Raw genomic sequence first — 26,332 nt, 5'->3', positions numbered from 1 at the left:
ATGCAGCGTTTCCTCTTGGCAACGCTGATTTTGCTTTGCGGGCTGGCCTGGTCAACGCTTGTCCAGGCCGATCCACCGCAATCGGCCAAGCAGCGGCTGATCGACAAGGTCTGCAACCTGATCCAGGCCCATGCCGACCAGAACGGCCTGCCCCGGGATTTCTTCGCCCGGCTGATCTGGAAAGAGAGCCGTTTCGATCCCAACGCCGTCAGCCCTGTCGGCGCCGAAGGCATCGCCCAGTTCATGCCGGGCACCGCCAAGATGCGCGGTCTCGAAAATTCCTTCGACATCAACCAGGCGATCCCGGCCTCGGCGAAATATCTCGCCGAAATGAAGACCAGCTACGGCAATCTTGGTCTGGCGCGGCCGCCTACAATGCCGGCGAAAGCCGGGTGTCGCGCTGGCTGGGTTCGGGCGGCTTCCTGCCGATGGAGACCGAGAGCTATGTCTTCGATGTCATGGGCGAGCCGGTCGACAAGTTCACCGACCCCGCCTATGCCGGAAAAATCGAGCCGCTCGACGCCAAGGCGGATTTTGCCGTCGCCTGCCGCAAGCTGCCGGTGATCATGTCGCAGACCGTGGCGATGGCTTCGATCAACGTCAAACCATGGGGCATCCAGGTGGCCGGCAATTTCCGCCGCAGTGCCGCAATCGGCCAGTGGCTGCGGGTGAGGAGCCGTTTTCCGACGCTGCTTGCCGGCCATGATCCGGTGGTGAGCCGGGTGCGCACGCCGATCGGCCGGCGCGGCATCTACGCGGTCCGGATCGGGGTCGACGATCGTCCCGCCGCCAATGTCATCTGCCAGAAATTGCAGAGTGTCGGCGGGGCGTGCGTGGTGGTGCGCAACCGGTAGGCCGGTCCGGAGCCGGATGGTCTGAGGGCGTCTCGAAGTCGACACCGGCCATCTCACCGCGCTGGAATGTGCCCGTCGCATCCAGCAACAATTTCGACTATAGGCGGCGGTGGATTGGCCGGGGTTGCCCTGCCTGCGATGAACGACGAGGGCAGCGGGATGTTCGACGCCTACATTATCTGCGGCACGCCGAGAACCGGCAGCACTTTGCTGTGCAAGCTCCTGGCATCCACTGGAACATCAGGCGATCCTCACTCCTTCTATCGGCGGCAGGATGTGGCGGAGTGGGCGCAGGAGTGGAAACTGCCAGCTCGTGACACGATGGGCGAGCTTGAATTCGAGATTGCCTATCTCGATGCGGCAATCACCGCTGGCAAGGGCGGAACGGGCGTCTTCGGCCTGCGCCTGATGCGCGAAAACCTGGATGAGCTTTCAGCGATCCTCGACCGGATTTTCCCCGGGCTGGCGTCGGACACGGCGCGTTTCGAAAAGGCCTTTGGCCGCACCCTCTACATCCACCTGTCGCGCGAGAACAAGCTTGCGCAGGCGATCTCGCTGATCAAGGCACAGCAGACCGGTCTTTGGCACATCGCGCCTGACGGCACCGAGATCGAAAGGGTCGCACCGGCGCAAGAACCCCAATATGATTTCGAGCGGATCAAAGCCGAGCCTGCCAGGCTCGAAGCCTATGACACGGCCTGGAACATCTGGTTCGCGGCGCAAGGCCTGACGCCGCTGCGGGTTGGCTACGAGCGGCTTTCCGCCGACCCGGCGGCGGCCCTACTGGCCATTTGCGAGGCCGTCGGCATTCAACTGCCGAATGCCGATGACATCCGGCCAGGCGTCGCAAAGCTCGCCGACGAGACAAGCCTCGACTGGATGCGCCGCTATCGTCTGGAGGCGGCCGGCTGAGCATGGGGGCCGAGCAAGGCCGCAACGTCATCGGCGGCGTGGATTGTGCCCGTCGGGCATGGCAAGCATTTGAGCTATAGGCGGCGACATGACCGATCTGATCTACAATGATCCCGACTTCGTTCAGTTCTACGACATCGAGAATCAGGATGGCCGCGCCGATTTCGACTATTGCATCCGTCTTGCCCGGGATGGCGGCTCGGTCCTCGATCTTGGTTGCGGCACGGGTCAACTGGCTGCCGAAATGGCCGAAGGGTGCAACGTCACCGGTATCGATCCCGCATCGGCCATGCTCGACGTCGCGCGACGCAGGAGCGGCGGCGACAAGGTCGACTGGATTGTCGGCGACGCGCGAACGGTGCGGCTCGGAAGGCGGTTCGATCTGGTGCTGCTGACCGGTCACGCGTTCCAGGTTTTCCTGACCGAAGAGGATCAGCGGGCGGTGCTGCGTACCATCGCCGAACATCTCGCTCCCGGTGGGCGCTTCATCTTCGACACGCGAAATCCCGCCATGGAGGCGTGGCTGGAATGGACGCCGCAGCGCTCCGAAAGGATGGTGGAGCATCCCAGCCTTGGCACGGTCAGGGCATGGTATGATGCCGACTGGGATGCCGCCAGTGCGGTGGTCACCTATTCGACCTTCTATGAAATTCCGGGCGGCAGACCAGTTCTGGGCGCCGAATCGAAAATCGCGTTTCCGAACAGGGAAGATCTTGCCGGGATGCTGGATGACGCCGGCCTGCTGGTGGAGCAATGGTTCGGCGACTGGCAAGGCGAATCCTATGCGGACACCTCTCCGGAAATCATCCCGACAGGTCGGCTGCGCTGATCTGGCAGCCTAACGGGGCTATATCTCACGCCGTCTTGGCCACCACCGTTTCGCTGAGCCATGTGCCGATCTTGGCGCCGAGGCGATCGGGCGAGACCGGTTTCGGCAGATAGTCGTCCATACCGGCCTCGATGCATTTGTCGCGATCGCCCTTCAGCGCGTGCGCGGTGACGCCGATGATGGGGATGTGACCGCCCGACGAGGCCTCGATCGCCCGGATGGCGCGGGTCGCCTCGTAGCCGTTCATCTCGGGCATCGAGACATCCATCAGGATCAGTTTCGGATGCAGCGACCGGTACATCTCGACCGCCGTGCGACCGTTGCCGGCGATGCGGTAGCTGAGGCCCAGCCCGTTGAGGATCTGGCCGAACACCAGCTGGTTCACCTCATTGTCCTCGGCGATGAGGATGTCGATCGGACCGTTCGGTGTGACGGCCGGTTCCGGCGCGGTGGCGAGCGGGATGGCGGGGCCGCGGATGACGGTGAAGGCCGGCGGAGCCGGCTGCGGCATCGGCTGGACCGGCTCACGGATGAACTGCGCCTTGCCGACCTGCGAGCGGGCCTTCTGGATGACCGAAATGACCGTACCAAGCAGCACCGCCGAGCGCGCCGGCTTGGTCAGATGCGCGGCAATGCCGAAATCGATGATCATCTTGCCGAAATCGACCTGGTCGACCGAGGTCAGGATGACGATCGGGATGGCCGACAGCCGGCTGTCGGCGGCGATGGCCCGGGCGACGTCGGCGCCGTTCATGCCGGGCATCTGGTAGTCGAGGATGATGCAGTCGACGCTGGCGCCCAACTGGCAGGCGCGATCGAGGAAGGCGAGCCCCACGGCGCCGCTTTCGGCGGCGGCGCAGTCGAAGCTCCAGCTTCTGAGCTGCTCGAGCAGGATCTCGCGGTTGACCGGATTGTCGTCGATGACCAGCACGCGCGCGCCGGTGACGTCGACCGGCACGATCGCATCGCGCGCTTCGGCATGGTGCACGGGCAGCGGCACGCCGAACCAGAAGACGGAGCCGCGCCCGATCTCGCTCTCGACGCCGATCTTGCCGGCCATCAGGTCGACGAGGCGGGCGGCAATGGCAAGCCCAAGGCCAGTGCCTTCATGGCGGCGGGTCGAAGATCCGTCCACTTGGGCGAATTTCTCGAACACGTTCTGCAGCTTCTCGGCCGGAATGCCGATGCCGGTGTCCTCGACACGCAGCTTGAGCTGGACGACGTCGTTGACAGTGTCACCGCCGACATCGATCAGCACATGGCCCTTCTCGGTGAACTTCACCGCATTGCCGACCAGATTGGTGACAATCTGCCGGAAGCGGCCGGCGTCGCCGACGACATGGGCCGGCAGGCGCGGGTCGACGCGCACGATCAGTTCGAGGTTCTTCTCGGCGACGCGTGCCGAGACCAGCGTCGCCACATCCTCGACCGCTTCGGTGAGACGGAAAGGGGCAGGGTCCAGCGTCAGCTGTCCGGCATTGATCTTGGAGAAGTCGAGGATGTCGTTGATGATGGTGAGCAGCGCATTGCCCGATTTGACGATGACGTCGGTGAAGGTCCTCTGGCGCGGAGTCAATTCGGTCTTGGCCAGCAATTCGGCCATGCCGAGCACGCCGTTCATCGGCGTGCGGATTTCGTGGCTCATATTGGCCAGGAATTCAGACTTGGCGCGGTCGGCGGCCTCGGCCTTGAACAGCGATTCGGCCGATTGGGCAAAGGCGCGGCGGATCGCCTGTTCCATCGGCCGGAAAATCCAGAAGGCGACGATGGCCAGGACGCCGAACAACAGGCCGCTCGCCCACAAGAGCAACCGGTCACTGGATGCGTCGGCCAGATGGCGCTCCTCGTCCATCGCGGTGCGGACGCGGACCAGCATCGGCTGCACAAACAGATCGTTCTGGTTGCGGATTTCTCGATAGCTCCATTCATCTGCCTTTTGCGCCATCGACATCAGGTTGAAGTTGCGCACCATATCGTGCGCCGACCAGAACAGGTCGCCGTTGACCGAGGCGGTTTCGAGTTCGTTGATGGTCTTGGCCGACAGGCGTGAGCGCAGCGCGGCGAACTGGGCGGTCAGCGTGTCGATTTCGCTGGTCAGACGTTCGGAATGGTCGCGCGCCGAAGCGGTCAGCGCGTCGCGCGTTTCGTTGCGCCAGGCGGAGCCTGTCGTCTCGGCGAAGCTGGTTGCGTTGCGCAGATCGCGGGTGAAGACGACGAGGTTGCTGCTAAGCGCATCGACCTCATGACGGAAGGAATTGACACGGTTGAGCGCAACCATGATGGCCGTGGAAGCCAGCGCGAAAATCAGCAATCCTGAAAGATAGCGAATCCGGACAAACCGGATGAAGGAAGAATATTCCGGCATGCGCAACCCCAACACATACGCATTATTTTAACGACCGGGATTACGCTTCATTTACATTAAGATTTCGTTGGCGCGCCTGTCCGATTGCTGACACGACCCCGCCAGGAAGCGAGCCGGGGCCGGAACCGCGGATGCCACTACGCTTTGGCCAGGGGGAACTCGTTGGCGATCGTGACGTGATGGTGGATGCGGCCCTCGAAATATCTGGCCAGGACCGCCTCGGTCGCGGCGCGCGATTCAGCGCGGACGGGGCTGGCAAGGGCCGCGTCGACGGCCGCCATGTCGCGGTAGTTGATCGCCAGGATTAGCGGGAATTCCGGTGCGCCGTCGTCACGCTTTTCGGCGAAACTGACGCGCACGTCGAGCGCGCCGGGAAACGCCTTCCACTTCGGCAGGACGGTCTCGAGGACAGCCTGGCGGAATGCCAGGGTCTGCCCGTCCTTCACCTTGCCTTCAAACAGCGCATAGCGCGTGATCATGTCCGGTTCTCCTGATCGTTGTTGCGTTGGAAGAATTCCATCAATGCGGCCTGATCCTCGCCGCCCAGTCCAGCAGCCGTCAGCAGCCTGTGCACTTCGGCGCAGACGGCCGTCAGCGGCATCGCCGTATGCGTGCGCCGCGCCAGATCCTGCGCGGCATTGAGATCCTTGACCATATTGTCGATGCGGCCCGTGCGCCGGTAGTCGCGGGTGGCGAAGCGCGGCAGGTATTCCTGCAGGATGGCGCTGTCGGCGCGGCCGCCCTTCAACGCCTGCGGGATCTTCAGCACGTCGACGCCGGCGTCCAGCGCCAGCCGCGTCGCTTCCGCCACGGCCATGAAGTTCAGCGCGCACAGCACCTGGTTGATCAGCTTGGTCGTCTGGCCGGTGCCGGCCGGGCCCATATGGGTGTAATTGGCCGCGACGTCGCGCAGTACATTGTGGGCATCCTCGACGTCATCCTCTTCGCCGCCGGCCATCAGTGTCAACTCGCCGATCAACGCCTTCGGCGCGCCGCCTGAGAGCGGGCTGTCGACCCAGCGCAAACCCTTCTCGCTTGCGTCGGCGGCGAGCTGGCGCGTCGCATCGGGGTCGATGGACGACATGTCGATGATCAGCGTGCCGGGCTTCGCTCCAGCCGCCACGCCGCCGTCACCGAACACCGCGCGGCGCACGATCGCCGCCGAATTGAGGCTGAGGATGACGTAGTCGGACGCGCCGGCGGCGCGGCCGCACTCGCCATGGCGGTCGCGCCCTTGGCGACCAGCGCCTCGACCTTGACCTTGTCGAGATCGAACACGGCGAGGCGATTGCCGGTGGCGAGCAGGCGCTCGCCGATCGCCCCGCCCATGGCGCCGGCGCCGATCAATGCGACGTTGTTGGTCATGACGGCCGCTCCTCGAATTTCGTTGTTATGTCCGCGACAATCTCCTCGAGCGGCGCGTCGATCGCCACCCTGATCGCGTTCTCGTCCTTGCTTGGCACCTCCAGCGTCGCGAACTGGCTGTCGAGCAGGCTGGTCGGCATGAAGTGGCCGGTGCGTTCGCGCATGCGACGGGAAATCAGTTCGTGCGAACCGTCGAGATAGATGAACAGCACCGGCGCTCCGGCCTGTTCGGTGATGAAATCGCGATAGGCGCGCTTCAACGCCGAGCAGCCGACGATGACGGGCATCGTGCCTGGCCTCAGGGTTTCGCCGACCTTTGCCAGCCACGGCCACCTGTCGGCGTCGACAAGCGGAGTGCCGGCGCTCATCTTGGCAATGTTGGCCTCCGGATGCAGCTGGTCGCCATCGACATAGGTCGCCGAGATCGCGCGGGCGAGTGCCTCACCGATCGTTGTCTTGCCCGATCCCGCAACGCCCATGATGACCATGCGGCGCGGCGGATCAGATCGACGCTGTGATGCCGCCATCGACATAGAGGATATGTCCGTTGACAAAGGAGGACGCGTCGGAGGCGAGGAAGACGCAGGCCCCGACCAGTTCTTCGACCCTGCCCCAGCGGCCGGCCGGTGTGCGCTTTTCGAGCCATGAACTGAAGGCCGGGTCGGCGACAAGGGCAGCATTGAGCGGTGTGTCGAAATAGCCCGGTGCAATGGCGTTGCATTGCAAGCCATGCTTGGCCCAGTCGGTCGCCATGCCCTTGGTCAGGTTGCCGACCGCGCCTTTCGTCGCCGTGTAGGGTGCGATTCCCGGGCGGGCGAGTGCGGTCTGCACACTGGCGATGTTGATGATCTTGCGCGGCGCGCCGATCATGTGGCGTCCGACCGCCTGGCCGACATGGAAGACGCTGGCGACGTTGGTCTGCAGCAGGCGCTCGAACGCATCGGCGGGAAAGTCCTCGAGCGGCGCGCGAAACTGCATGCCGGCATTGTTCACCAGTATATCGATCTGCCCGCCGGAGAGCTCGAAACCGTCAATGGCGGAGCGCACCGCTTCATGGTCGGTTGCGTCGAAGACGAGTGTTCGTGCCCCTGGTATCCGTGCCGCCGCCGCCGCGAGCTTTGTCGCGTCGCGGCCATTGAGGACCACGCTGGCGCCAGCCCCGGCCAGGCCCTCGGCCAACGCAAATCCGATGCCTTGAGAGGAGCCGGTAACGAGCGCCGTGCGCCGCGTGAGATCGAACAGAGTGGACGACATTTTCCCGATTGCCTCTCGTCGTTGAATGTTGTTATGTTATCGATAACATTGCTGTCAAGTCAATTGGAGCGAAAACCGATGCAGCGGCCTCACATCCTTCAGATTGGACCTTATCCAGCGTGGGACGAGGAGCCACTCAACCAGGCCTTTGTTGTCCACCGTTATTTCGACGCGCTCGACAAGCCGTCCTTCCTTGCAGAGGTTGGGCCGCGCATACGCGCCATCGCCACGCGCGGCGAACTCGGCGCCAGCCGGGCCATGATCGCGGCCTGTCCTTCGCTCGAGGTCGTGAGCGTCTATGGCGTCGGTTTCGACGCGGTGGACCTCGCGGCATGCCGGGAACGGGGCGTGCGTGTCACCAACACGCCCGATGTGTTGACCGGCGACGTCGCCGATCTCGGGATCGCCATGATGCTTGCCCTCTCGCGTGGCGTGGTGGGCGCGCAGCGTTGGGTGCACGACGGCAGTTGGGCGGCCAAGGGGCTGTACCCGCTGCAGCGCCGCGTCTGGGGCCGGCGGGCTGGCGTGCTTGGTCTTGGCCGCATCGGTCACGAGGTGGCCAAACGCCTCGCCGGCTTCGGCATGGACATTGCGTACAGCAGCCCCACACGCAAGGATTTCGCGTCGAACTGGGCGTTCGTCGCCGACCCGGTCAAGCTGGCCGAGCGCTCGGATTTCCTGTTCGTGACGCTTGCCGCGTCGCCCGCGACGCGCCACATCGTCAACAGCGATGTGATCGCGGCGCTTGGCGAGGACGGCATGCTGATCAACATTTCGCGCGCTTCCAACATCGATGAGGATGCGCTGCTCGACGCGCTCGAGAACAAGACACTCGGTTGCGCCGCGCTCGATGTGTTCGAAGGCGAGCCCAAGCTCAATCCGCGCTTCCTGGCGCTCGACAATGTGCTGCTGCAGCCGCACCATGCGTCGGGCACCGTCGAAACGCGCAAGGCCATGGGTAAGCTTGTGCGCGACAACCTCGCCGCCCATTTTGCCGGCCAGCCGCTGCTCACGCCGGTGCTTTAACTCTTAGATTTCAACTCCGAAGGGAATCGCTGCACAGCCTTCCTGGAATCGCCCGAGGAGCTCACCTGCCATGAAGTCGATCGTCATCCATGCCGCCAAGGACCTGCGCATCGAGGACCGTCCGGTCGAAGAGCCGGGTCCGGGCCAGGTGCTGCTGCGTCTCGCCGCCGGCGGCATCTGCGGCAGCGACCTGCACTATTACAATCATGGCGGCTTCGGAACGGTGCGGCTGAAGGAGCCGATGATTCTCGGCCACGAGGTCTCCGGCGTCGTCGAAAAGCTTGGGCCCGGCGTCAGCGGGCTGCAGCCTGGCCAACTGGTCGCGGTCTCGCCGTCGCGGCCCTGCTACAGCTGCCGGTACTGCCGCGAAGGGATGCACAACCAGTGCCTCAACATGCGCTTCTACGGCAGCGCCATGCCATTCCCGCACATACAGGGCGCGTTCCGCGAAATGCTGGTGGCGGACGCGCTGCAATGCGTGCCGGCGGACGGGTTGAGCGCTGGCGAGGCGGCAATGGCCGAGCCGCTGGCGGTCTGTCTCCACGCGACGCGCCGGGCCGGCGAGATGCTGGGCAAGCGGGTGCTGGTGACCGGCTGCGGGCCGATCGGCCTGTTGTCGATCCTCAGCGCGCGGCGTGCGGGCGCCGCCGAGATCGTCGCCGTCGACATCGCCGATTTCACCTTGTCGATGGCGATGCGGGCCGGGGCTGACAAGACGATCAACACACGCACCGATCCGGATGGGCTGGCCCCCTATCTCGCCGACAAGGGGACGTTCGACATCCTCTATGAATGCTCGGGGGCCGCCGCGGCGTTGGCGCAGGGCATCGCGGCGCTGCGCCCGCGCGGCACCATCGTCCAGCTCGGCCTCGGCGGCGCCGAGATGGCCCTGCCGATGTCGGCGGTCACCACCAAGGAACTGTCGATCAACGGGTCGTTCCGCTTCCATCCGGAATTCGCCGTGGGCGTTGAGCTGATGCGCAAGGGACTGATCGACGTGAAGCCGCTGATCACCCACACCGTGGCCTGCGAGGAGGCCTTGTCCGGCTTCGAACTCGCCAACGACCGCAGCCAGGCGATGAAGGTTCAGATCGCCTTCTCGTGAGCCTTGGCGGCGCGTTGCATTCCGCAGTGATATCGATAACGTATGGCCATGCAGCCTTCGTCAAAACGCCCGACCATGGCCGATGTCGCGCATCGCGCCAACGTCTCGACAATGACCGTGTCGCGCGCCTTCAAACGCGATACCTCCATCAGCGCCGACACGCGCGACCGGATCATTAGGGCGGCGGACGAGCTCGGCTATGTCTTCGACAGCATCGCCGCCAACCTGTCGTCGCGCCGGTCCGGTTTCGTCGCGGTGACGATCCCGTCGATCAACAACGCCAATTTCGCCGACACGGTGCGCGGTATGACCGAGGGCCTGCGCGACAGCGGGCTGGAAATCCTGCTCGGCTTCACCGACTACAATGTCGAGGAGGAGGAGCGCCTGGTCGGCCAGTTGCTCCGGCGGCGGCCGGAAGCGATCATCGTCACCGGCGGCCGGCATACGCCGCGCTGCCGCAAGATGCTGGAGAATGCCGGCGTGCCGGTGGTGGAGACCTGGGATCTGCCGGACGATCCGATCGGCCATGTCGTCGGCTTCTCCAACGCCGAAGCCGGGCGGCTGATGGTCGACCATTTCGTCGCACGCGGCTATTCGAGGCTCGGCTTCATCGGCGGCGACACGTCGCGCGACACGCGCGGCCTCGATCGCCGGCGCGGCTTTGTCGCGGCGCTGCAGGATAGGGGCCTCGACGCCTCGCGCGTCATCGCGTCGGGCGTGCCGCCGATATCGATGCGCGAGGGCGCCATCGCCATGGTCGAGATGATCTCACGCTGGCCGGACACGCAGGCGGTGATGTGCGTGTCGGACCTTTCGGCTTTCGGCGCGCTGATGGAATGCGTGCGGCGCGGCATCCGCGTTCCCGACGATGTCGCAATCGCCGGCTTCGGCGCCTATGACCTCGCCGAGCAGTCGGTGCCTTCGATCACCACGATCGATGTCGGCGCGCATGAGATCGGTGTCAGGGTGGCCGAGCTGGTGCTCGACCTGCTCAACGATCGCCGCGCTGCCGATGACCGGGTGGTGGTCGGCATGACGCCCAAGGTGATCGTGCGTCACACGGCTTGACGGTTTCCAAAAGAAAACGGCCAGCGCGATGAGCGCCAGCCGTCTTCTGGTGGCCTTTGCGGCCGAGCTTACTTGCCCCAGATCTTCTTGTATTGGTCGCGGTAGCCGTTGCCCGGGTCGAAGCGGTTGTCCGGGCCGCCGTCGAATTCGACATTGTCCGACGTCACCACATGCAGCGGCGAGATGTAGCCCGACCATTTCTCGCCGGCCATGGCGCGGTTGAGCTCGTCGACGAGCTGCCAGCCCTGCAGGTTCAGCGGCTCTGCCACCGTCACCTTCTGGAACTGGCTGGAGCGGATGCGCTGGTAGGCGGATTCGGAACCGTCGCCCGCCGCCACGTTGATCGGCGCGTCGGTGCCGGATTTGCCGGCGGCCGCCAGCGACGGGCCCATGAAGTCGAAATAGAGATCGTTGATGGCCAGCGAATGGGTCCAGGCGTCGCCGTATTTCTGCAGCAGCGAGGTGGTGAGCTGCGGCATGCGCTGCGAGGTTTCGGCGATCGGCGTGTCGACATATTCGAGCACCTTGCCGCCGAGATCCTCGATCTCCTTCTTCATCCGGTCCGCCTTGGCGATGGCGATCTGGTAGGTGGAATCGGTGAAGATGATGACGCCAGGCTTGCCCTTGGCGTCGACAAAGGCCCAGTCGGCTGCCGCCTTCGACACTTCCATCGGATCGGTCGAGACGTTGGCGATGATGCCGAGATCGTCGATCGGGCCGACCGTCGGTGCCGCATGCCACGCCGCCATCGGGATCTTGGCCGCTTTCGCCTGCTCCATTGCCGGCTTCTGCTCGACGGCGTCGAAGCCGTTGATGATGATGCCATCGGGGTTGAGCGCCAGCGCCTGGCCGAAGGCCGCCGTGCGGCCACCGATGGAGCCGGCGCCGTCAAGCGTCTTGACCGTCCAGCCAAGGGCCGCCGCTGCCTCCTCGACACCCTTGGTGACGCCCAGGATGCCGCCGTTCTTCATGTCGGCGCCAAGCACCACGATGGTCTTGCCGGCAGCGCCTTTCGGTCCGGTCGTCGGGCCGTCCCATTTGTCGACCTTGCTGGCGTATTTGTCGACGACGGCCTTGGCGTCGGCCATCGGGTCGGCCAGCGCGGTCGAGGCGATGCCAAGCGCCAGGCAGGCGACGCCGAGCTGAAGGACTGTTCTGCGATGCATGTTTCTTCTCCCATTAAGCATTGTCATTTGTCTTTGTTGGTTGGCTGGCGGCTGGGGGCGGCACGACCGCGCCGCGGCGGCGCTGCGCGTAGCCGGCAATGCCGATGGCGACGAGCAAGGTGACGCCGTTGAACAGCGGCTCGACCCAGAACGAGCCGCCGAACTGCTGGATGCCGGAAATGCCGGCGGCGAGGATGACGACGCCGATGATCGTGCCCCAGACATTGACGCGGCCGGGCTTGATGGTGGTCGATCCGAGGAAGGCGCCGACCAGTGCCGGCAGCAGATATTCGAGGCCGACGCTGGCCTGGCCGATCCGCAGCTTGGAGGCGAGAAGCACGCCGCCCAGCGCCGTCAGCGCGCCCGAAGCAATGAAGGCGCCCATGACGAATTTCTGCACCGGTATGCCGTTGAGCGCGGCGGCCTTGGGATTGGCGCCGATGGCGTAGAGGTAGCGGCCGATCGGCATGTATTCGAGCACAAGCCACATCGCCAGCGCCAGGACGATCACGTAGTAGCCGGTGATCGGCAGGCCGAACAGCATCGTGCCGTTGAGGGCGAGGAAGCCGTCGGGAAGCATGCCAACGACCTGGCGGCCGCCCGTGTACCACATGGCCAAGGCATAGAGCACGGTGCCGGTGCCGAGCGTGGCGATGAAGGAATCGATGCGCGCGACCTCGACCAGCAGGCCGTTGATGAAGCCGGTCACGACGCCGAGCAGGATCACGATAAGTACCGCGATCGGCCAGGGAACACCGAAGGCGGTCTGCAGGCTGATGGCCAGGATATGCCATAGCACGATGCCGTAGCCGACCGTCAGGTCGATGCGGCCGGAGGCCATGGGGATCATCGCTGCCAGCGAGAGCAGGGCGATGATCGCCTTGTCGGAGATGATCGAGCGCAGATTGAGCAGCGTCGGGAAAGTGCGCGGCAGGAGCAGCGAGAACAGCAGGATGAGCAGCAACGTCAGGATCGGCAGGCCGTAGACCGGCAGATAGCGCGCCGCCTTCTGGCCAAAGCTCAGCCCGGAGAGTTCCGAGCGGGTCGGCTCCAGCGCAGTCGATTTGATCGAGTTCATGGATCCTCCTCAGGCGGCTTCGGACACGGAGGCGGCGTGGATGAGCGCCGCCGTCGTCAAGGCATCGCCCGCCAGTTCGCGCACGATGCGGTTATGCGAAAAGACAAGGGCGCGATGGCAGATATGGGCGACCTCCTCGAAATCCGTGGACACGACGATGACCGCCAGCCCGGCCTCGACGGCCGCCGCGATCAGCCGGTAGATTTCGGCCTTGGCGCCGACATCGACACCCGCCGTCGGATCCTCGGCGATCAGCAGCTTGCGGCCCGTCGCCAGCCAGCGGCCGACGACCACCTTCTGCTGGTTGCCGCCGGAGAGCGCCTCGATCGGCAGATGCGGGTCGTTTGGCCTCAGGCCGAGCCGCGCGCCGAGCTCCTGCGTCAGCTCGCTCTCCCGCGCCGGCTTCATGAAGGAGAAAAGTCCGCGGCCGACCGCCGACGGGTTGAGATACATGTTCTCGCGCACGGACAGCGACAGCGCCACCGACTCCTCGGTGCGGTCGCGCGCGATCAGACCGACGCCGGCGGCAAGGGCTGCACCGACCGAGGACAAATCGAGGCGTTTGCCGTCTAGTGAGACAATGCCCTCGAAAGGCTCGGCGCCGAACAGCGCGCGGCCGACGGCTTCCTGTCCTGCACCGCGCAAGCCGACCAGGCCGAGCAGCTCACCCGATCGCGCCTCGAAGCGGACCGGACCGACGCTGCCGCAGCGCAGATCCTCGACCTTCAGCCGCTCCGGTCCATCCTGCCAGCGCGACTTGGCGAACATCTGATGCGCCGGGCGGCCGACGATGAGATCGACCAGTTCCTGCGGCGTCGTCTCGGCAACCGGCTTGACCGCCACCATGCGGCCGTCGCGCATTACGGCGACACGGTCGGCGATGCGGAACACTTCGTCCAGGCGGTGCGAGACATAGATCATGCCGACGCCGCGCTCGCGCAACGGCCGCAGCGCCTGGAACAGGCGTTCGACCTCATCTGCCGGCAGGCTTGCCGTCGGCTCGTCGAGCACCAGCACGTCGGCTTCGGTGGCGAGCGCGCGGGCGATGGCCACCAGCGATTTCTCGGTGCGCGAAAGATCCTGGACGCGCGTCGCCGGATCGAAGGCGCAGCCGACCAGTGCCAGGGCGCTCTCGGCACGACGCTCGGTGTCGCGCCAGTCGATCAAGCCCGAGCGGCGCGAAAAACCCTGCGCCATGCCGACATTCTCGGCCACCGTCATCCATTCGATGAGGCCGAGATCCTGATGGATGAAGGCGACCTTCTGGGGCTGGTTGGGGCGCGGCGGGCGGTGGTGATAGTCCTCGCCGCGAAAGCGGATTGTTCCCTGGTCGCGCTTGTAAATGCCTGCCAGCGTCTTGATCAGCGTCGACTTGCCGGCGCCGTTCTCGCCCAGCAGCGCCACGACCTCGCCCTCGTGGATGTCGAGCGAGACCGACTTCAACGCCAGGGTGCCGCCGAAGCGCTTGGAGATGTCGATGAATTCGATGAGCTTGGGCCGCATCTATGGCCCTCCCAAGCCAAACAAACGGACTGAATTGGCAACGATGTTATCGCTAACATTTTTGCAGGTCAAGTCTTGAAAATGGCTCGCCGCGAAGGCTATCGATAGGCCGGCTTCGTGGAGGACAAGGCATGTTCGGAGACATTGAAGGCGCAGGCTTCGAGGTTCTCGACGAGCGGTTCGAGCGCTGCTTCGTCGGCCATGTCGCCGTCGAACGGCTGTGGACGGGCGGGCGCTGGCTGGAGGGTCCGGCATGGTTCGCAGCCGGGCGGTATCTGGTGTTTTCGGACATCCCGGACGACCGCATCATGCGCTATGACGACACCAGCGGCATGGTCTCGGTTTTTCGCGCGCCGGCGAACAACGCCAACGGCAACACAGTCGACACTGAAGGGCGGCTGGTCACCTGCGAGCACCGCGCGCGGCGCGTCACCCGCACCGAGCATGACGGGTCGATCGCGGTGATCGCCGACCGCTTCGAGGGCAAGCGGCTGAATTCGCCCAACGATGTGGTGGTTCACTCGGACGGCACGGTGTGGTTTACCGATCCGCCCTATGGCATCGCGACGGACTATGAGGGCGACCGCGCCGAGCAGGAGATCGAGGGCTGCCACGTTTACCGCGCCGACCCTGCAACGGGCGCGGTGACACGCGTCGTCTCGACGATGGCGAAACCCAACGGTCTCGCCTTCTCGCCGGACGAAACCATCCTGTATGTCGGCGACACCGGCGTAACACACCAGAAGGATGGGCGCGGCACATACGCAAGTTCGCTGTCGAGGGTGCCGCGCTCAACGAACTCGGCGTCTTCGCGACCTGCACGGCTGGCCTGTTCGACGGATTCAGGGTGGATACGGCTGGCCGCGTCTGGGCTGGCGCCGGCGATGGCGTCCATTGCTTCGACCCCGACGGCACGCTGATCGGCAAGATCCGCATTCCGGAGACGGTGGCGAACCTCACCTTCGGCGGCCCGAAACGCAACCGCCTGTTCATCACGGCGCGGCAGTCGCTCTATTCGGTGTATGTCGTGGCGAATGGCGCAGGGCGGGGATAGTCCTGCCTGCCCTGCCAGGCAGGCGATTTCCAAATGCCAAACTCAGCTGTTGCGATCCGCCACGAAGTTTGCCGCCTGCCTCAGCAGCGCCGCCTGTTCGCCATAGGGCTCGAGCAGCGCGTGGGCCTGGTAGACGAGGCCCTTCAGCTGTCGGAGCGCCCAGGGCGCGCCGTGCAGCGCCACCAGCGTTCCTTTGCCGGCGGCGGCGTCCTTGCCGGTCGCCTTGCCCATCTGGCTGGCGTCGGCGGTCAGGTCGAGCAGGTCGTCGGCAAGCTGGAAGGCAAGGCCGACCGCCGAGCCGAATTCGGCCAACCGCTCGCGGTCTTCCGCCGAAGCGCCGGCGATGATGGCGCCGGCTTCGCAGGCGAAGCGGATCAGTGCGCCGGTCTTCATCGCCTGCAGCGTTATGATACCGGCCTCGTCGGGCGGTGTCTGTTCGGCTTCGAGGTCGAGTTTCTGGCCACCGACCATGCCGCCGGCTCCGGCCGCACGGGCAAGCGCCAGCACCAGGGCCGCCCGCCGCTCGGCCGGCAATACGGTCGCTTCGCCGGCGATGATGTCGAAGGCCAGAGTCAGCAAGGCGTCGCCGGCCAGGATCGCGGTCGCCTCGTCGAAGGCCCTGTGCACGGTCGGCTGGCCGCGGCGCAGATCGTCATCGTCCATCGCTGGCAAATCATCATGGATCAGCGAATAGCAATGCACACATTCGAGGGCCGCCGCGACGCGAAGTGCTGCTTCGCCATCGGCGGAGAAAAGGGCGGCACTTTCCATGACTAGGAACGGGCGCAGCCGCTTGCCGCCGTTCAGCACGCCATGGCGCATCGCCGCCATCAGCCGGTCGGGTCGCGCGATCTCGCCCGAAAGCGGGCGATCGTCGAGCAACCGCCGCAGCAGCACCTCGACGGCCGCCGCCCGCCTGATGAGCGCCATTTCGAACGCCATTTCGTCGTCATTCGTCATGGCCGGGAGCGGTAGCCGACACTCAGACGTTGCGCAAGAAGGCAAGCGCCATTATGCCGGAGCAGTAAGAGCCCGTTTGGAAACTCTACTCCTGCGGTCATCTGAAGGCGTTTTCTGTGCTTCCGGTGCTCACGTACTCAAATGTACGCTCCGCTCCGGTTCTCGAAAACACCGTCATGTGACTCACAGGAGCGGGTTTCGAAACAAGCTCTCTGGCACGGGTTGGGCGGCTTGGCGGAACCGATCGTCGATCATGAAACCGAAAAGCTGGACATGGCGACGAGATCGCGCGGCGTGAACCGCCGCAATCTCAGGCGCTGGGTTCGGCGCGGCATCGTCGTGGCCGCCGTGCTGGCGTTGATCCCGGTTGTGCTGACCTTCCTTTACCTGCCGTCCTTCGTGCATCCGGTGTCGACGCTGATGCTGAAGGACCTGGCGACCTTCTCCGGCTATGACCGGCGCTGGGTATCGATCGACGATGTCGCGCCGGTGCTGGCCCATTCGGTCATCATGTCTGAGGACGGGCAGTTCTGCTTCCACCGCGGCGTCGATCTCGGCGAATTGCGTGGCGTTGTCGACGACGCGCTGGCCGGCGAGGCAACGCGCGGCGCCTCGACCATCACCATGCAGACGGTGAAGAACCTGTTCCTGTGGTCGCGGCCGCTGGGCTCGGTGCGCAAGGTCGTCGAACTGCCGCTGGCCGTCTATTTCGACGCGGTGATGTCGAAACGCCGCATCATGGAAATCTATCTCAACATCGCCGAATGGGGGCCGGGCATCTACGGCATCGAGGCGGCGGCACAGCACCATTTCGGCATTTCGGCAAAACAGCTGTCGCGCCGGCAGGCAGCACTTCTCGCCGTCACCTTGCCCAATCCGATCGCCCGCAATCCGGCAAAACCCGGGCCGGGCCTACGACGGCTCGCCAATCTGATCGAGCGCAGGGCAGGTCGTTCCGGTGCTTATGTCGGCTGTCTCGAATAGCCGGCACAAAAAAGTTCATGGTAGCGCTGGCCAAAACGGCACAGGGCGTGTATAGGCACCCGACTTTCTCAGATTTAGGCCCCGACATGGCCCTTTCACGAGGGCGGGCGGGGCTTTTTGACCATGTAGTGGAGCATATCCATGGCCGTTCCGAAACGCAAAACCTCTCCGTCCAAGCGCGGCATGCGCCGCTCGGCCGACGCCCTCAAGGCCCCGACCTATGTCGAGGACAAGAATTCCGGCGAAATGCGCCGCCCGCACCACATCGACCTGAAGACCGGCATGTATCGCGGTCGCCAGGTGCTGACCCCCAAGGAAAGCTGAGACCAGCTTTCCAAAGGGTTGAGTTACAAAGGACCGGCCTCTGGCCGGTCTTTTTGCGTTTGGCGGAACTTGGACGAACCGGTGCCGAAGCTCGGGCTGCCATCTCACCGGCGCGCAGTGCGCTGGCTACTTCAAGTGCTGAGCCTCTGTCTTACGCTTGCAACCGGCTGACATGGTTGTTGCATCCGGTCTTCGACCGTGTTTGCGGCTTTTCACGAAAAATCTTGACGGCGTGGCTGTGGCGCATTCTACAGAAGGTGCCCCCATATGGAGACGCCAGATGTTCGGTGCCGTCCCGCTTTTGATCGTGCCTTTCATTCTCTACAATCTCGGCCTGCTCGGAATTTTCGGCGGCGGTGACGATCCATGGGCGAGCGAGATCTTCTCGTTCCGCATGATGTCGGGCGGGGTGTTCTCGATGACGCTGGGCGACCTGATGATCCTGATCGGGCTGATCTTCCTGTTCCTCGAAATGGTGAAGTCGGCGCGCACGACCAGCGCCTCGATCATGGACCATCTCCTGTCGACGCTGGTCTTCGTCGCCTTCCTGGTGGAGTTCCTGCTGGTCAAGGGCGCGGCGCATTCGATCTTCTTCACGCTGATGATCATCGCGCTGTTCGATGTGCTGGCCGGATTCGCGGTGTCGATGCGGTCGGCGAGCCGGGACATCAACGTTAACTAGACTAAGGGCTCAGCCCGGATCGGCGTTGAAGCCGGCGGCCTCGATGCCGGCGATGGCCGCTGCCTCGTCATTGTCCGACGTGTCGCCTGATATGCCGACCGCGCCGACAATAGTGCCGGCCTTGTCGCGGATCAGCACGCCGCCGACCACCGGCAGGACGCGTCCGCCCGACACATCGGAGATGCCGGCGACCAGATGCGGGCGCTCCTTGGCGAAGGCCTCGACCTTGCGTGAGCCCATGCCGATGGCCAGCGCGCCATAGGCCTTGCCGGCCGACATTTGCGGGCGCAGGAACGAGGCGCCGTCCTGGCGCTGGAAGGCGACCAGATGGCCGCCGGCGTCAAGCACCGAGACACCCAGCGGCTTGAGCTTGAGATCGGCGCCCTTGGCAAAGGCGGCATCGATGATTTGCCTGGCTTTTTCGAGCGGCAGCGCGGTCATGGCAATCTCCTGTTGGAAAGCGACAATCATCGGCGGGCGGCCGGCCGAAGCAATCCCGGTTTCGGTTGAAATTGCTTCTTGTGAAGCGGTGGGATGAAGGGCCGCTGTCTGGATGGCGCCGTCGAACGGCAACAGGCGAGCAGGCGCCGGCCGATTCAGGCGGGGGTGCCGAAGAGGTGCGTGTTATTTCTTCTTGGCGCGTGCAGGCTTCTTGGCGGGCAATGCCGGCGCGTTGGCGAGGTCTTCGGCTTCCTTGGCGAGCCGGAGCGCCCTCAGCTTGTCGGTCTTGACCTTGCGGGCGTCACTCTCGGCGGCATATTCCGCCATCGCCTTCTGGCGGACGGTCGCCGCTTCTTCCTGTTTCTTGAAGCGCAGATCGGCGCGCGCGCGGGCGGCATCCCGAGAGTTCTCAACCAAGACCTTATCCAATCCCGTGAATTGTGGTTTCCGCTTGTTCTAGCAGAGCCGGCCTCTCAACGGGGAAAATAGTTGTTTACGCGGCCGGGCTGGCGTTGAGAGCCTTGCTGGCGACCACGGCTTGATAGGCGGCCTGCAGGGTCGCGCGGACAGAAGGGCCGGACGCCGTATCGAGCGGCGTACCCAAATGCTCATGGCGCAATTCGTCCATGAATTTCTCCCACAGTGGCGGTCCGCCCTTTTCCAGGAGCTCGGCGCGGATCGAGAGTTCCTCGGTGGTTGGCAGCCAGACCCGGCCCCAAGCGCCGAGATGGGCGAGAATCGGCACCAGCGTGATGGCCATCTCGGTCAGGCTGTAGATCGCCTTCTGCTTGTGGCTGGGGTCGTCGGCCTTTGTCAGCATGCCCAATTCCATCAGCCGCTTCAGCCGGTCGGCAAGGATGTTGGAGGCAATGCCTTCCATCGAGCCGTTGAGCAGTTCGCGAAAATGCCGCCTGCCGCCGAAAATCATGTCGCGAAGGATGATCAGGCTCCAGCGGTCGCCGAACACTTCCAGCGACAGATTGATCGGGCAGCCGGACCGGCGATCGAGGCTCATTCGATTCTCTCCACACAAAACCAGTTGCATTATCGTATCAGTTTTATTATGGTGCGACCGATTGCAAAATGCAATCAGATTAGGAGCCCTGTGATGACGACGATCAATCGCCCCGAGATCCTATCCGAAGCCTTCGGCGACCCTGAAAATCCCCCGCTGCTTTTGATCATGGGCGCGATGGCCTCGATGCTGTGGTGGCCGGAGGCGTTTTGCCGGGAGCTGGCGGATGCCGGCCTGTATGTTATCCGCTACGACAATCGCGATACCGGCCGTTCGACCAAATATCCGCCGGGCAAGGCGCCCTACACATTCGACGACATGGCGGACGACGCGATTGGTGTGCTCGACAGCCATGGCATCGACAAGGCCCATGTCGCCGGCATGTCGATGGGCGGCATGATCGCGCAGATCGCGGCGCTCAGGCACCCCTCCCGCGTCGCTTCGCTGACGGTGATCAGCAGTTCGCAGGTGGGGATGGACACCTCCCATCTGCCGCAGACGACCGATGCCTATATCGAGCATTCGGCGCGGGCGCCGATGTCGACTGGTCGGACCGCCGCCAGGTGATTGATTTCATGGTCAGGGATGCCAGGGCGATCGCCAGCACCGCACACCCGTTCGACGAGGCCCTGATGCGGGCCTTCATCGAACAGGATTACGATCGCTCCGGCGGGTTCCTCAGCGCAACCAATCATTTCTCGCTCAAGGGTGGCGATGCGTGGAAGGGCCGCTTGCCAGAAATGGCGGCGCCGCTGCTGGTTATCCATGGCACATCAGATCCGATCTTTCCGGTCGAGCATGGCGAGGCGCTGGCCAAAACGGTCGCCGGCGCGAACCTCCTTCGCGTCGCGGGCGGCGGCCATGAGCTGCATTCGCAAGACTGGCCGGACATCGAAGCCGCCATCGTCTCGCATATCAGGTCCAATTGAGATTTCATGGGGTCGGTCTTGACGGGCGAGGTTTGCCACAATAGTTAAGTAATTGCTTCAGTGTTGACCTGGCGGGCGCATAGCTCTCGCCCATCGACGAACCAGAAAGAGACGAGCAAAGAATGTCCCTGACACTGCATTTCCATCCGCTGGCCTCTTTCTGCTGGAAGCCGCTGATCGCGCTCTATGAGAACGGCACGGTCTTCAATCCGGTCATCGTCGACCTTGGCGACGACCATTCGCGCGCGGCCTTCCTGAAGATTTCGCCGACCGGCAAGATGCCGGCGCTGCGCGACGATGCGCGCGACCGCACGGTGCTGGAATCGACCATCGTCGTTGAATATCTCGCCGCGCATTATCCGGGGCCGGTCGAACTCATCCCAGCCGACATCGACGCGGCGCTGGCGGTCCGCCAGGCCGACCGCTTCTATGATTTCTATGTGCAGGAGCCGATGCAGAAGATCGTCGGCGACCGGTTGCGGCCGCTCGACAAGACAGATCCGTTCGGCGTCGAACAGGCGCGCGGCCAGCTGCGCAACTCCTATGCCATCATCGAACAGGAGATGCAGTCGAAGATTTGGGCGGTGGGCGACGCCTTCACCATGGCCGATTGCGCGGCGTCGCCCGCGCTCTTCTATGCCAACAAGGTCGAGCCGTTCGGCGACAAATATCCGGCCGTGAAACGCTATCACGACCGGCTGCTGCAGCGCCCTGCCTTCGCCAGGGTAATCGAGGAGGCGCAGCCCTACTTCAAGTTCTTCCCCTACAACAACGGCTGACCGCTATGCTGCACGATGCCGCCCAGCTCGACCTGATGTTCCAGGCGCTTGCCGATCCGGCGCGGCGGCAGATGGTCGACCGGCTGTCGCGTGGCCCCGCCTCGGTCAGCCAACTGGCCGAACCGCTGGCGATGTCGCTGTCGGCCGTCGTCCAGCACCTCAACCTTCTGGAAGCAAGCGGGTTGGTTCGCACGCAGAAGGTTGGGCGCGTGCGCACCTGCCAGATTGAACCCAAGGCGCTCAGGGCGGCCGAACACTGGATCAATGAGCGGCGCCTCGCCTGGGAGCGCCGGCTGGACCGGCTGGGCGATTTTCTGGCGGAAACCAAACACGAAACATGAAGGAGATCTCAGTGAGCCAAAGATCCGTCGTCCATTCCACCTTCGTCATCGAGCGTCTCTATCCGGCGGCGCCGTCGAAAGTCTTCTTCGCGCTCAGCAATGCAGACGCCAAGCGACGCTGGTTCACCGATCCCGACAATCCGATGCCCGGCCGCTTTGAAATGGACTTTCGCGTCGGCGGCAAAGAGGTCAATGCCGGCGGGCCAAAAGATGGTCCGATCCACGTCTACACCGCTACCTATCAGGATATCGTGCCGGACCAGCGTATCGTCTACAGCTATGACATGCTGTTCGGCGGAACCCGCATCTCGGTGTCGCTGGCCACGATCGAACTTTTTGCAGAAGGCAAGGGGACGCGGCTGGTGCTGACCGAGCAGGGCGCTTTCCTCGATGGCCACGACACCTCGTCAACGCGCGAGCACGGGACCGGAGTGCTCCTCGATCTGCTCGGCGCCTTTCTGGACAAAAAGACCTGAAGTGTTGATCGGGCCGCGGTCAGAAACGGTCAGGCTTCCCAGAATTGATCGAGCCAGATGTTGAGCTTCAGGAAGCCGGAATTGCTGACTGTATAGACACGTCGCGTGCCTTCAGCTTTGGCGTTGACCAATCCGGCGTCCAGAAGCACTTTCAGATGCTGTGATACGGCCGGGCGTGAGACTGGCAAGCCGGCGGCCAACTCGTTAACGGTTTTCGGGCCGCGTCGAAGTTCTTCCAGAAGATGGCGCCGATTGGGGTCGGCGATCGCCATGAAGGCGTCGGAAAACATCATGCCTCATTTGTGAGGCAAAGTTTTTCGAATCTCAACTGTCTGCTTCTGCTTTTCTTCTTGGATCGAGCCGCAATGCTTCCGGCGTCAGCGAGCGATCGGCCGGCTGCGTCTTGAAAGCATCGCGATTCTCGATCGGCACCGGAGCGCGGCGGCTGATGCGTAGCAGCGTGTAGCCGGCCAGCGACAGATGCGCGAAGGCGGTCGCCAGGAACAGACCCTCCGGTCGCATCCAGCCCATCAGCGCCGCCGCCAGCAAAGGGCCGATCATGGTGCCGAAGCCGTAAAGCAGCAGCAAGCCGCCCGATACCTTGACGAAATCCTCAGCACGGGCGTGGTCGTTGGCATGGGCCACGGCGATCGAATAGAGCGTGTAGGCGAAGGCGCCGTAAGCGGCGGTCAAGACGATGACAAAGACGGCGGAGCGCGGCTCGAAGAGGAAGACCAGCAGTGCGACCAGCGCCGCGCCAAAAGCGGCACCGGCGAGCACGAAACGGCGGTCGGTCTTGTCGGACAGACGCCCGGCTGGCAGCTGCATGGCGGCGCCGGCGACGACGACAAGGCTCATCATCAAGGCGATCTCGGCCGTGGAAATGCCGATACGGGCGCCGTAGACGGCACCCAGCGTGCCCCAGGCGCCGTTGGCGATACCGACCAACAGGCAAGCGACCGCCGACACCGGGGAGTTGGCGTAGAGGCCCTTGACGTCGAGCTTGACGTCCTGCAGCGGCTTGGGGAGCGATGCCGAAGAAACCGCGGTCGGGATCAGCGACAGGCAAAACAGGATTCCGGTGATCATGAATAGCGAGGCTGATTTCACGTCGCCGCCGGCGACGATCATCTGTCCGCCCATGATCGAGGCGTAGGTGACCATCATATAGAGGCCGAAGACGGTGCCGCGGTTCTCGTTGGTGGCCTTCTCGTTCAGCCAGCTCTCAATGACCATGAAAGCGCCGGCCATGGTGAAGCCGGTGAAGGCGCGCAACAGGATCCAGACATATTCGTCGATGATCAGGCCGGTGAGCAGCGCCACGATGGCGCCGGACGCGGCAAAGGCGCCGAAGGCGCGCACATGCCCGGCGCGGCGCACAAGGCGCGGCGCGAAGAAACAGCCGGTGACGAAGCCACCGGCCCAGGCGGTGCCCATTAGGCCGAGCGATGCGGTCGAGAACCCCTCCACCTGGCCGCGCAGGGGCAACAGCAGCCCATGCAGACCCGATGCCGCGAGCAGAAAGGCAGTGCCGCGAAGCAGGGAGAGGATCGGTCGGTAGGATGCGAGCATTTTTTGATCCGGCTGGACTCTGAAAGGGATGGCAGGGTCTGAAGACAGTCGCATTCCGGCTTTTCAGCGGCGAGCCGTTCCGCTCCGGTCCTCTATCCGCGGCGGAACAGTGCCTCGGCGGCCGATTTGGTGTTGTCCTTGGACTTGATCTCTGCTTCCAGCCGGGCAACTTCGTCGCGCAATATGCCGATACGTTCCGACAGTTCGCCAAGCGAGAGCAGCGACAGGTCCTGCCCGATCTCGTGCGGGCGCGTCTTCTTCTTGGGTTCGTCGTCGAAGATCGCCATCGTTGCTCCTCCTCCGCCACACCAGATTGGCCATTTGCCTGATTTGCCAATCAGCATACATAGGGCAAGGGCGTCGATGCAAACAGCCGGTAAGAATGCGGCGAGGAAAGACGGGAAACTTCATGGCGAGCGGACAGAAAATTCCGGCGAGGATGACGGCGATCGCGATCTCGGAGCCGGGTGGCCCACGGGTGCTGAAACCGGAAACGCGTGACGTGCCGCAACCCGGTCCCGGCGAGATCCTGATCAAGGTGCATGCCGCCGGCGTCAACCGGCCCGACGTGCAGCAGCGCAAGGGCGCCTATCCGCCGCCGCCCGGCGCATCGGACCTGCCGGGCCTCGAAGTGTCGGGCGAAGTGGCAGCCCTTGGTGACGAGATATCGCGCTGGCGCATCGGCGACCGGGTCTGCGCGCTGACGCCCGGCGGCGGCTACGCCGAATATGTCAAGGTTCACACCGGCAGCGTGCTGCCGCTGCCAGCCGGGTTCACCCACACGGAAGCGGCGGCAGTGCCGGAAAACTATTTCACCGTCTGGCACAATGTGTTCGAACGCGGCGGCCTGAAGAAAGGCGAGACGCTGCTGGTGCATGGCGGCTCGTCCGGCATCGGCACGACGGCGATCCAACTGGCGTCGGCCTTCGGCGCCTATGTCATCACCACCGCCGGCTCCGAGGAAAAATGCGATGCCTGCCTGAAGCTCGGCGCCGACCGCGCGATCAACTATCGCGAGGAGGATTTCGTCAAGGCGGTAAAAGAGGCGACGGAAGGCAAGGGCGCCAATGTCATCCTCGACATGGTCGGCGGCGACTATGTCCAGCGAAACTATGAGGCCGCCGCCGTCGAGGGCCGCATCGTCCAGATCGCCGTGCAGGCCGGCGCCGTCGCCAGCGCCGATTTTTCCAAGATCATGGTCAAGCGGCTGACCCATACGGGCTCGACGCTGAGGCCGCGCACTGTCGAGTTCAAGGCGGCGATCGCGGCGGCTCTGGAGGCGCAGGTGTGGCCGCTGCTCGGCACGCGCAAGGTGGCACCCGTCATGGACATGATCTACCCGCTCACCGATGCCTGGCGCGCGCATGAGCGGATGGAGGAGGGCGAGCATATAGGCAAGATCGTGCTCGACGTCGGTTAGGACGCGCCGATATTCCGGTGAGGCCGGCCTGCAAATGGCTGATACCTGCGCTTCCGGCCTTCGCCGGCCGAAGCACTCATCTGGGCGGTCGCGGCAGCCAAGGGCTATGGCCGGCGTAGGCCGGTGCTCGCGTACTTAAGTACGCTCCGCTCGTCGCAGGGCGACCCCGGAACCCACCATTCTCGACTCGGCCTGACCTGAATCTCGACACGTCCTGCGCCGAGGACTGCCTACGAGATGAACAGAAGCTTAATGGTGCAATGCAGCATTTGCATCATTGCTATGCAAAATCGGCCGTTCAAGTCCCCATCGATGATCACTATCTGTGCAGCATCGAAACGAACACCCCATCAGGAGGACTACCATGAACCCGATCCGCGCTTTCCGTAACTGGCGCATGTACAACGAGACCGTGCGTGAACTGAACAAGCTCAACGCCCGTCAGCTCAACGATCTCGGCATCAACCGCGCCGACATCGAACGGATCGCCCGCCAGGCGATCTGAGTTTAAGCACGACCCGGCCGCAAGGCCGGGCTCATGCTGAGAAGTAGAGCCGTCGCAGACGTTTCCCGTTTCCGGTTCCGAGCCCGCTGGACCCCGTCCAGCGGGTTTTGTCTTTTTGGGCCCAGGCAATTGCACTGGCAATTCCAAGGGGCGCGTGCAGCACTTCTGCGTCTCGTTCAAAAGTGCCCGTCCCTTCGGCCGAGGTTAGCCATTCGAATGTGGCTTGCCGGTTCCTGAACGCATCGGGGCCGCCGCACTTCCAAAAACATTGCGAAACAGCAAGGGAACGGTTATACAGGCCGCGAATTTCCCATTTTGGTGGCCC

27 protein-coding genes and 4 pseudogenes are annotated in these 26,332 nt (G+C 64.1%); 16 read left to right on the top strand and 15 right to left on the bottom strand.

The features are described from left to right. From HB778_RS11245 to HB778_RS11235, 3 genes and pseudogenes are all read left to right on the top strand, one after another. Positions 1-854: pseudogene (locus tag HB778_RS11245) on the top strand (lytic transglycosylase domain-containing protein). Between the two features lie 114 nt (positions 855-968). Beyond that, positions 969-1,766 carry a Stf0 family sulfotransferase gene (locus tag HB778_RS11240; protein ID WP_244661891.1) on the top strand — a complete coding sequence of 266 codons (798 nt, stop codon included), beginning with the start codon at positions 969-971 and terminating at the stop codon, positions 1,764-1,766. A gap of 88 nt (positions 1,767-1,854) precedes the next feature. Beyond that, positions 1,855-2,595: a class I SAM-dependent methyltransferase gene (locus HB778_RS11235; protein ID WP_183463813.1), complete on the top strand. Its 741-nt coding sequence runs from the start codon at positions 1,855-1,857 to the stop codon at positions 2,593-2,595. A gap of 25 nt (positions 2,596-2,620) precedes the next feature. On the opposite strand, the gene HB778_RS11230 is transcribed toward HB778_RS11235, so the two are convergent. The 5 genes and pseudogenes from HB778_RS11230 to HB778_RS11210 form a co-directional block, all read right to left on the bottom strand. Further along, positions 2,621-4,960 (bottom strand): response regulator, encoded by a 2,340-nt coding sequence (locus tag HB778_RS11230; protein ID WP_183463811.1) that lies wholly within the window; start codon positions 4,958-4,960, stop codon positions 2,621-2,623. A 137-nt stretch (positions 4,961-5,097) separates the two neighbouring features. After that, positions 5,098-5,439 carry a hypothetical protein gene (locus HB778_RS11225; RefSeq protein WP_183463809.1) on the bottom strand — a complete coding sequence of 114 codons (342 nt, stop codon included), beginning with the start codon at positions 5,437-5,439 and terminating at the stop codon, positions 5,098-5,100. Next, positions 5,436-6,325: pseudogene (locus HB778_RS11220) on the bottom strand (NAD(P)-dependent oxidoreductase). The gene HB778_RS11225 and the pseudogene HB778_RS11220 overlap by 4 nt, the downstream one beginning before the upstream one ends. After that, the gene (locus tag HB778_RS11215; protein ID WP_183463808.1) at positions 6,322-6,858 is read right to left on the bottom strand and encodes a gluconokinase; all 537 of its coding nucleotides are present in this window, start codon (positions 6,856-6,858) and stop codon (positions 6,322-6,324) included. The pseudogene HB778_RS11220 and the gene HB778_RS11215 overlap by 4 nt, the downstream one beginning before the upstream one ends. Next, positions 6,827-7,579 carry an SDR family oxidoreductase gene (locus tag HB778_RS11210; protein ID WP_183463807.1) on the bottom strand — a complete coding sequence of 251 codons (753 nt, stop codon included), beginning with the start codon at positions 7,577-7,579 and terminating at the stop codon, positions 6,827-6,829. The genes HB778_RS11215 and HB778_RS11210 overlap by 32 nt, the downstream gene beginning before the upstream one ends. Positions 7,580-7,657: 78 nt before the next feature. On the opposite strand from HB778_RS11210, the gene HB778_RS11205 reads away from it, so the two are divergent. The 3 genes from HB778_RS11205 to HB778_RS11195 all read left to right on the top strand — a co-directional run bounded on the left by HB778_RS11205 (position 7,658) and on the right by HB778_RS11195 (position 10,778). Continuing rightward, a complete protein-coding gene (locus HB778_RS11205; RefSeq protein WP_183463805.1) occupies positions 7,658-8,605 on the top strand; it encodes a 2-hydroxyacid dehydrogenase in 948 nt (315 codons plus the stop codon). A gap of 70 nt (positions 8,606-8,675) precedes the next feature. Continuing rightward, positions 8,676-9,710, top strand: coding sequence for an L-idonate 5-dehydrogenase (locus HB778_RS11200; RefSeq protein ID WP_183463803.1), 1,035 nt, complete (start codon positions 8,676-8,678; stop codon positions 9,708-9,710). A 48-nt stretch (positions 9,711-9,758) separates the two neighbouring features. After that, complete coding sequence (locus HB778_RS11195; RefSeq protein ID WP_244661976.1) at positions 9,759-10,778, top strand: LacI family DNA-binding transcriptional regulator; 1,020 nt, start codon at positions 9,759-9,761, stop codon at positions 10,776-10,778. Between the two features lie 68 nt (positions 10,779-10,846). Here the strand turns inward: HB778_RS11195 and HB778_RS11190 are convergent, their stop codons facing one another. The 3 genes from HB778_RS11190 to HB778_RS11180 are packed head-to-tail and all read right to left on the bottom strand — an operon-like array spanning position 10,847 to position 14,525. Continuing rightward, positions 10,847-11,944 carry an ABC transporter substrate-binding protein gene (locus HB778_RS11190; protein ID WP_096451060.1) on the bottom strand — a complete coding sequence of 366 codons (1,098 nt, stop codon included), beginning with the start codon at positions 11,942-11,944 and terminating at the stop codon, positions 10,847-10,849. 13 nt (positions 11,945-11,957) lie between these two features. Then, positions 11,958-13,022, bottom strand: coding sequence for an ABC transporter permease (locus HB778_RS11185; protein WP_095201234.1), 1,065 nt, complete (start codon positions 13,020-13,022; stop codon positions 11,958-11,960). 9 nt (positions 13,023-13,031) lie between these two features. Next, positions 13,032-14,525, bottom strand: a complete 1,494-nt coding sequence (locus HB778_RS11180) for a sugar ABC transporter ATP-binding protein (protein WP_183463801.1) — start codon at positions 14,523-14,525, stop codon at positions 13,032-13,034. Between the two features lie 131 nt (positions 14,526-14,656). Here HB778_RS11180 and HB778_RS11175 point away from each other — a divergent pair. Next, positions 14,657-15,579, top strand: a pseudogene (locus HB778_RS11175) (SMP-30/gluconolactonase/LRE family protein). 42 nt (positions 15,580-15,621) lie between these two features. Here HB778_RS11175 and HB778_RS11170 read toward each other — a convergent pair. Further along, the gene (locus tag HB778_RS11170) at positions 15,622-16,539 is read right to left on the bottom strand and encodes a polyprenyl synthetase family protein (RefSeq protein ID WP_183463799.1); all 918 of its coding nucleotides are present in this window, start codon (positions 16,537-16,539) and stop codon (positions 15,622-15,624) included. 222 nt (positions 16,540-16,761) lie between these two features. On the opposite strand from HB778_RS11170, the gene HB778_RS11165 reads away from it, so the two are divergent. The 3 genes from HB778_RS11165 (at position 16,762) to HB778_RS11155 (ending at position 18,529) form a co-directional block, all read left to right on the top strand. Beyond that, positions 16,762-17,523, top strand: coding sequence for a biosynthetic peptidoglycan transglycosylase (locus HB778_RS11165; protein WP_183463797.1), 762 nt, complete (start codon positions 16,762-16,764; stop codon positions 17,521-17,523). A gap of 141 nt (positions 17,524-17,664) precedes the next feature. Continuing rightward, positions 17,665-17,847, top strand: a complete 183-nt coding sequence (gene rpmF / locus HB778_RS11160) for a 50S ribosomal protein L32 (RefSeq protein WP_008834724.1) — start codon at positions 17,665-17,667, stop codon at positions 17,845-17,847. 280 nt (positions 17,848-18,127) lie between these two features. Continuing rightward, positions 18,128-18,529: a hypothetical protein gene (locus HB778_RS11155; protein WP_095201239.1), complete on the top strand. Its 402-nt coding sequence runs from the start codon at positions 18,128-18,130 to the stop codon at positions 18,527-18,529. Positions 18,530-18,538: 9 nt separating this feature from the next. On the opposite strand, the gene HB778_RS11150 is transcribed toward HB778_RS11155, so the two are convergent. The 3 genes from HB778_RS11150 to HB778_RS11140 all read right to left on the bottom strand — a co-directional run bounded on the left by HB778_RS11150 (position 18,539) and on the right by HB778_RS11140 (position 19,985). Continuing rightward, positions 18,539-18,970 (bottom strand): GlcG/HbpS family heme-binding protein, encoded by a 432-nt coding sequence (locus tag HB778_RS11150; RefSeq protein WP_183463796.1) that lies wholly within the window; start codon positions 18,968-18,970, stop codon positions 18,539-18,541. A 183-nt stretch (positions 18,971-19,153) separates the two neighbouring features. Beyond that, positions 19,154-19,387: a hypothetical protein gene (locus HB778_RS11145; protein WP_183463794.1), complete on the bottom strand. Its 234-nt coding sequence runs from the start codon at positions 19,385-19,387 to the stop codon at positions 19,154-19,156. 76 nt (positions 19,388-19,463) lie between these two features. Then, positions 19,464-19,985, bottom strand: a complete 522-nt coding sequence (locus tag HB778_RS11140) for a winged helix-turn-helix transcriptional regulator (RefSeq protein WP_183463792.1) — start codon at positions 19,983-19,985, stop codon at positions 19,464-19,466. Between the two features lie 93 nt (positions 19,986-20,078). Between HB778_RS11140 and HB778_RS11135 the strand changes: the two are divergent. The 4 genes and pseudogenes from HB778_RS11135 to HB778_RS11120 all read left to right on the top strand — a co-directional run bounded on the left by HB778_RS11135 (position 20,079) and on the right by HB778_RS11120 (position 22,510). Continuing rightward, a pseudogene (locus HB778_RS11135) lies at positions 20,079-20,914 on the top strand (alpha/beta fold hydrolase). A gap of 122 nt (positions 20,915-21,036) precedes the next feature. Then, positions 21,037-21,693 carry a glutathione S-transferase family protein gene (locus HB778_RS11130; RefSeq protein ID WP_183463790.1) on the top strand — a complete coding sequence of 219 codons (657 nt, stop codon included), beginning with the start codon at positions 21,037-21,039 and terminating at the stop codon, positions 21,691-21,693. A 5-nt stretch (positions 21,694-21,698) separates the two neighbouring features. Then, on the top strand, positions 21,699-22,034 hold the full coding sequence (locus HB778_RS11125) for an ArsR/SmtB family transcription factor (RefSeq protein ID WP_183463789.1): 336 nt from the start codon (positions 21,699-21,701) through the stop codon (positions 22,032-22,034). A gap of 11 nt (positions 22,035-22,045) precedes the next feature. Then, positions 22,046-22,510, top strand: a complete 465-nt coding sequence (locus HB778_RS11120; protein WP_183463787.1) for an SRPBCC family protein — start codon at positions 22,046-22,048, stop codon at positions 22,508-22,510. 29 nt (positions 22,511-22,539) lie between these two features. Here the strand turns inward: HB778_RS11120 and HB778_RS11115 are convergent, their stop codons facing one another. From HB778_RS11115 to HB778_RS11105, 3 genes are all read right to left on the bottom strand, one after another. Beyond that, the gene (locus HB778_RS11115; RefSeq protein WP_027041916.1) at positions 22,540-22,803 is read right to left on the bottom strand and encodes an ArsR/SmtB family transcription factor; all 264 of its coding nucleotides are present in this window, start codon (positions 22,801-22,803) and stop codon (positions 22,540-22,542) included. 31 nt (positions 22,804-22,834) lie between these two features. Continuing rightward, complete coding sequence (locus HB778_RS11110) at positions 22,835-24,082, bottom strand: MFS transporter (protein ID WP_183463785.1); 1,248 nt, start codon at positions 24,080-24,082, stop codon at positions 22,835-22,837. A 92-nt stretch (positions 24,083-24,174) separates the two neighbouring features. Then, positions 24,175-24,369, bottom strand: coding sequence for a DUF1192 family protein (locus HB778_RS11105; RefSeq protein WP_183463783.1), 195 nt, complete (start codon positions 24,367-24,369; stop codon positions 24,175-24,177). A gap of 122 nt (positions 24,370-24,491) precedes the next feature. Between HB778_RS11105 and HB778_RS11100 the strand changes: the two genes are divergently transcribed. Continuing rightward, positions 24,492-25,502, top strand: a complete 1,011-nt coding sequence (locus HB778_RS11100; protein WP_183463781.1) for an NAD(P)H-quinone oxidoreductase — start codon at positions 24,492-24,494, stop codon at positions 25,500-25,502. A gap of 364 nt (positions 25,503-25,866) precedes the next feature. Further along, a complete protein-coding gene (locus tag HB778_RS11095; RefSeq protein ID WP_006327955.1) occupies positions 25,867-26,007 on the top strand; it encodes a DUF1127 domain-containing protein in 141 nt (46 codons plus the stop codon). The last annotated feature ends 325 nt before the right edge of the window (positions 26,008-26,332 follow it).

Origin of the sequence: Mesorhizobium huakuii (genome assembly GCF_014189455.1) — a bacterium.
Lineage (GTDB): Bacteria > Pseudomonadota > Alphaproteobacteria > Rhizobiales > Rhizobiaceae > Mesorhizobium > Mesorhizobium huakuii_A.
Note: the sequence above shows the minus strand (reverse complement) of the source record. Positions and strands in the feature narration are given on the sequence as shown.

What these genes read in the sequence shown, in the direction of transcription:
- HB778_RS11235 (WP_183463813.1), top strand. Translation starts at nt 1,855, where the DNA reads ATGACCGATCTGATCTACAATGATCCCGACTTCGTTCAGTTCTACGAC.
- HB778_RS11230 (WP_183463811.1), bottom strand. Translation starts at nt 4,960, where the DNA reads ATGCCGGAATATTCTTCCTTCATCCGGTTTGTCCGGATTCGCTATCTT.
- HB778_RS11225 (WP_183463809.1), bottom strand. Translation starts at nt 5,439, where the DNA reads ATGATCACGCGCTATGCGCTGTTTGAAGGCAAGGTGAAGGACGGGCAG.
- HB778_RS11215 (WP_183463808.1), bottom strand. Translation starts at nt 6,858, where the DNA reads ATGTCGATGGCGGCATCACAGCGTCGATCTGATCCGCCGCGCCGCATG.
- HB778_RS11210 (WP_183463807.1), bottom strand. Translation starts at nt 7,579, where the DNA reads ATGTCGTCCACTCTGTTCGATCTCACGCGGCGCACGGCGCTCGTTACC.
- HB778_RS11205 (WP_183463805.1), top strand. Translation starts at nt 7,658, where the DNA reads ATGCAGCGGCCTCACATCCTTCAGATTGGACCTTATCCAGCGTGGGAC.
- HB778_RS11200 (WP_183463803.1), top strand. Translation starts at nt 8,676, where the DNA reads ATGAAGTCGATCGTCATCCATGCCGCCAAGGACCTGCGCATCGAGGAC.
- HB778_RS11195 (WP_244661976.1), top strand. Translation starts at nt 9,759, where the DNA reads ATGCAGCCTTCGTCAAAACGCCCGACCATGGCCGATGTCGCGCATCGC.
- HB778_RS11190 (WP_096451060.1), bottom strand. Translation starts at nt 11,944, where the DNA reads ATGCATCGCAGAACAGTCCTTCAGCTCGGCGTCGCCTGCCTGGCGCTT.
- HB778_RS11185 (WP_095201234.1), bottom strand. Translation starts at nt 13,022, where the DNA reads ATGAACTCGATCAAATCGACTGCGCTGGAGCCGACCCGCTCGGAACTC.
- HB778_RS11180 (WP_183463801.1), bottom strand. Translation starts at nt 14,525, where the DNA reads ATGCGGCCCAAGCTCATCGAATTCATCGACATCTCCAAGCGCTTCGGC.
- HB778_RS11170 (WP_183463799.1), bottom strand. Translation starts at nt 16,539, where the DNA reads ATGACGAATGACGACGAAATGGCGTTCGAAATGGCGCTCATCAGGCGG.
- rpmF (WP_008834724.1), top strand. Translation starts at nt 17,665, where the DNA reads ATGGCCGTTCCGAAACGCAAAACCTCTCCGTCCAAGCGCGGCATGCGC.
- HB778_RS11155 (WP_095201239.1), top strand. Translation starts at nt 18,128, where the DNA reads ATGTTCGGTGCCGTCCCGCTTTTGATCGTGCCTTTCATTCTCTACAAT.
- HB778_RS11150 (WP_183463796.1), bottom strand. Translation starts at nt 18,970, where the DNA reads ATGACCGCGCTGCCGCTCGAAAAAGCCAGGCAAATCATCGATGCCGCC.
- HB778_RS11140 (WP_183463792.1), bottom strand. Translation starts at nt 19,985, where the DNA reads ATGAGCCTCGATCGCCGGTCCGGCTGCCCGATCAATCTGTCGCTGGAA.
- HB778_RS11130 (WP_183463790.1), top strand. Translation starts at nt 21,037, where the DNA reads ATGTCCCTGACACTGCATTTCCATCCGCTGGCCTCTTTCTGCTGGAAG.
- HB778_RS11125 (WP_183463789.1), top strand. Translation starts at nt 21,699, where the DNA reads ATGCTGCACGATGCCGCCCAGCTCGACCTGATGTTCCAGGCGCTTGCC.
- HB778_RS11115 (WP_027041916.1), bottom strand. Translation starts at nt 22,803, where the DNA reads ATGATGTTTTCCGACGCCTTCATGGCGATCGCCGACCCCAATCGGCGC.
- HB778_RS11110 (WP_183463785.1), bottom strand. Translation starts at nt 24,082, where the DNA reads ATGCTCGCATCCTACCGACCGATCCTCTCCCTGCTTCGCGGCACTGCC.
- HB778_RS11105 (WP_183463783.1), bottom strand. Translation starts at nt 24,369, where the DNA reads ATGGCGATCTTCGACGACGAACCCAAGAAGAAGACGCGCCCGCACGAG.
- HB778_RS11100 (WP_183463781.1), top strand. Translation starts at nt 24,492, where the DNA reads ATGGCGAGCGGACAGAAAATTCCGGCGAGGATGACGGCGATCGCGATC.
- HB778_RS11095 (WP_006327955.1), top strand. Translation starts at nt 25,867, where the DNA reads ATGAACCCGATCCGCGCTTTCCGTAACTGGCGCATGTACAACGAGACC.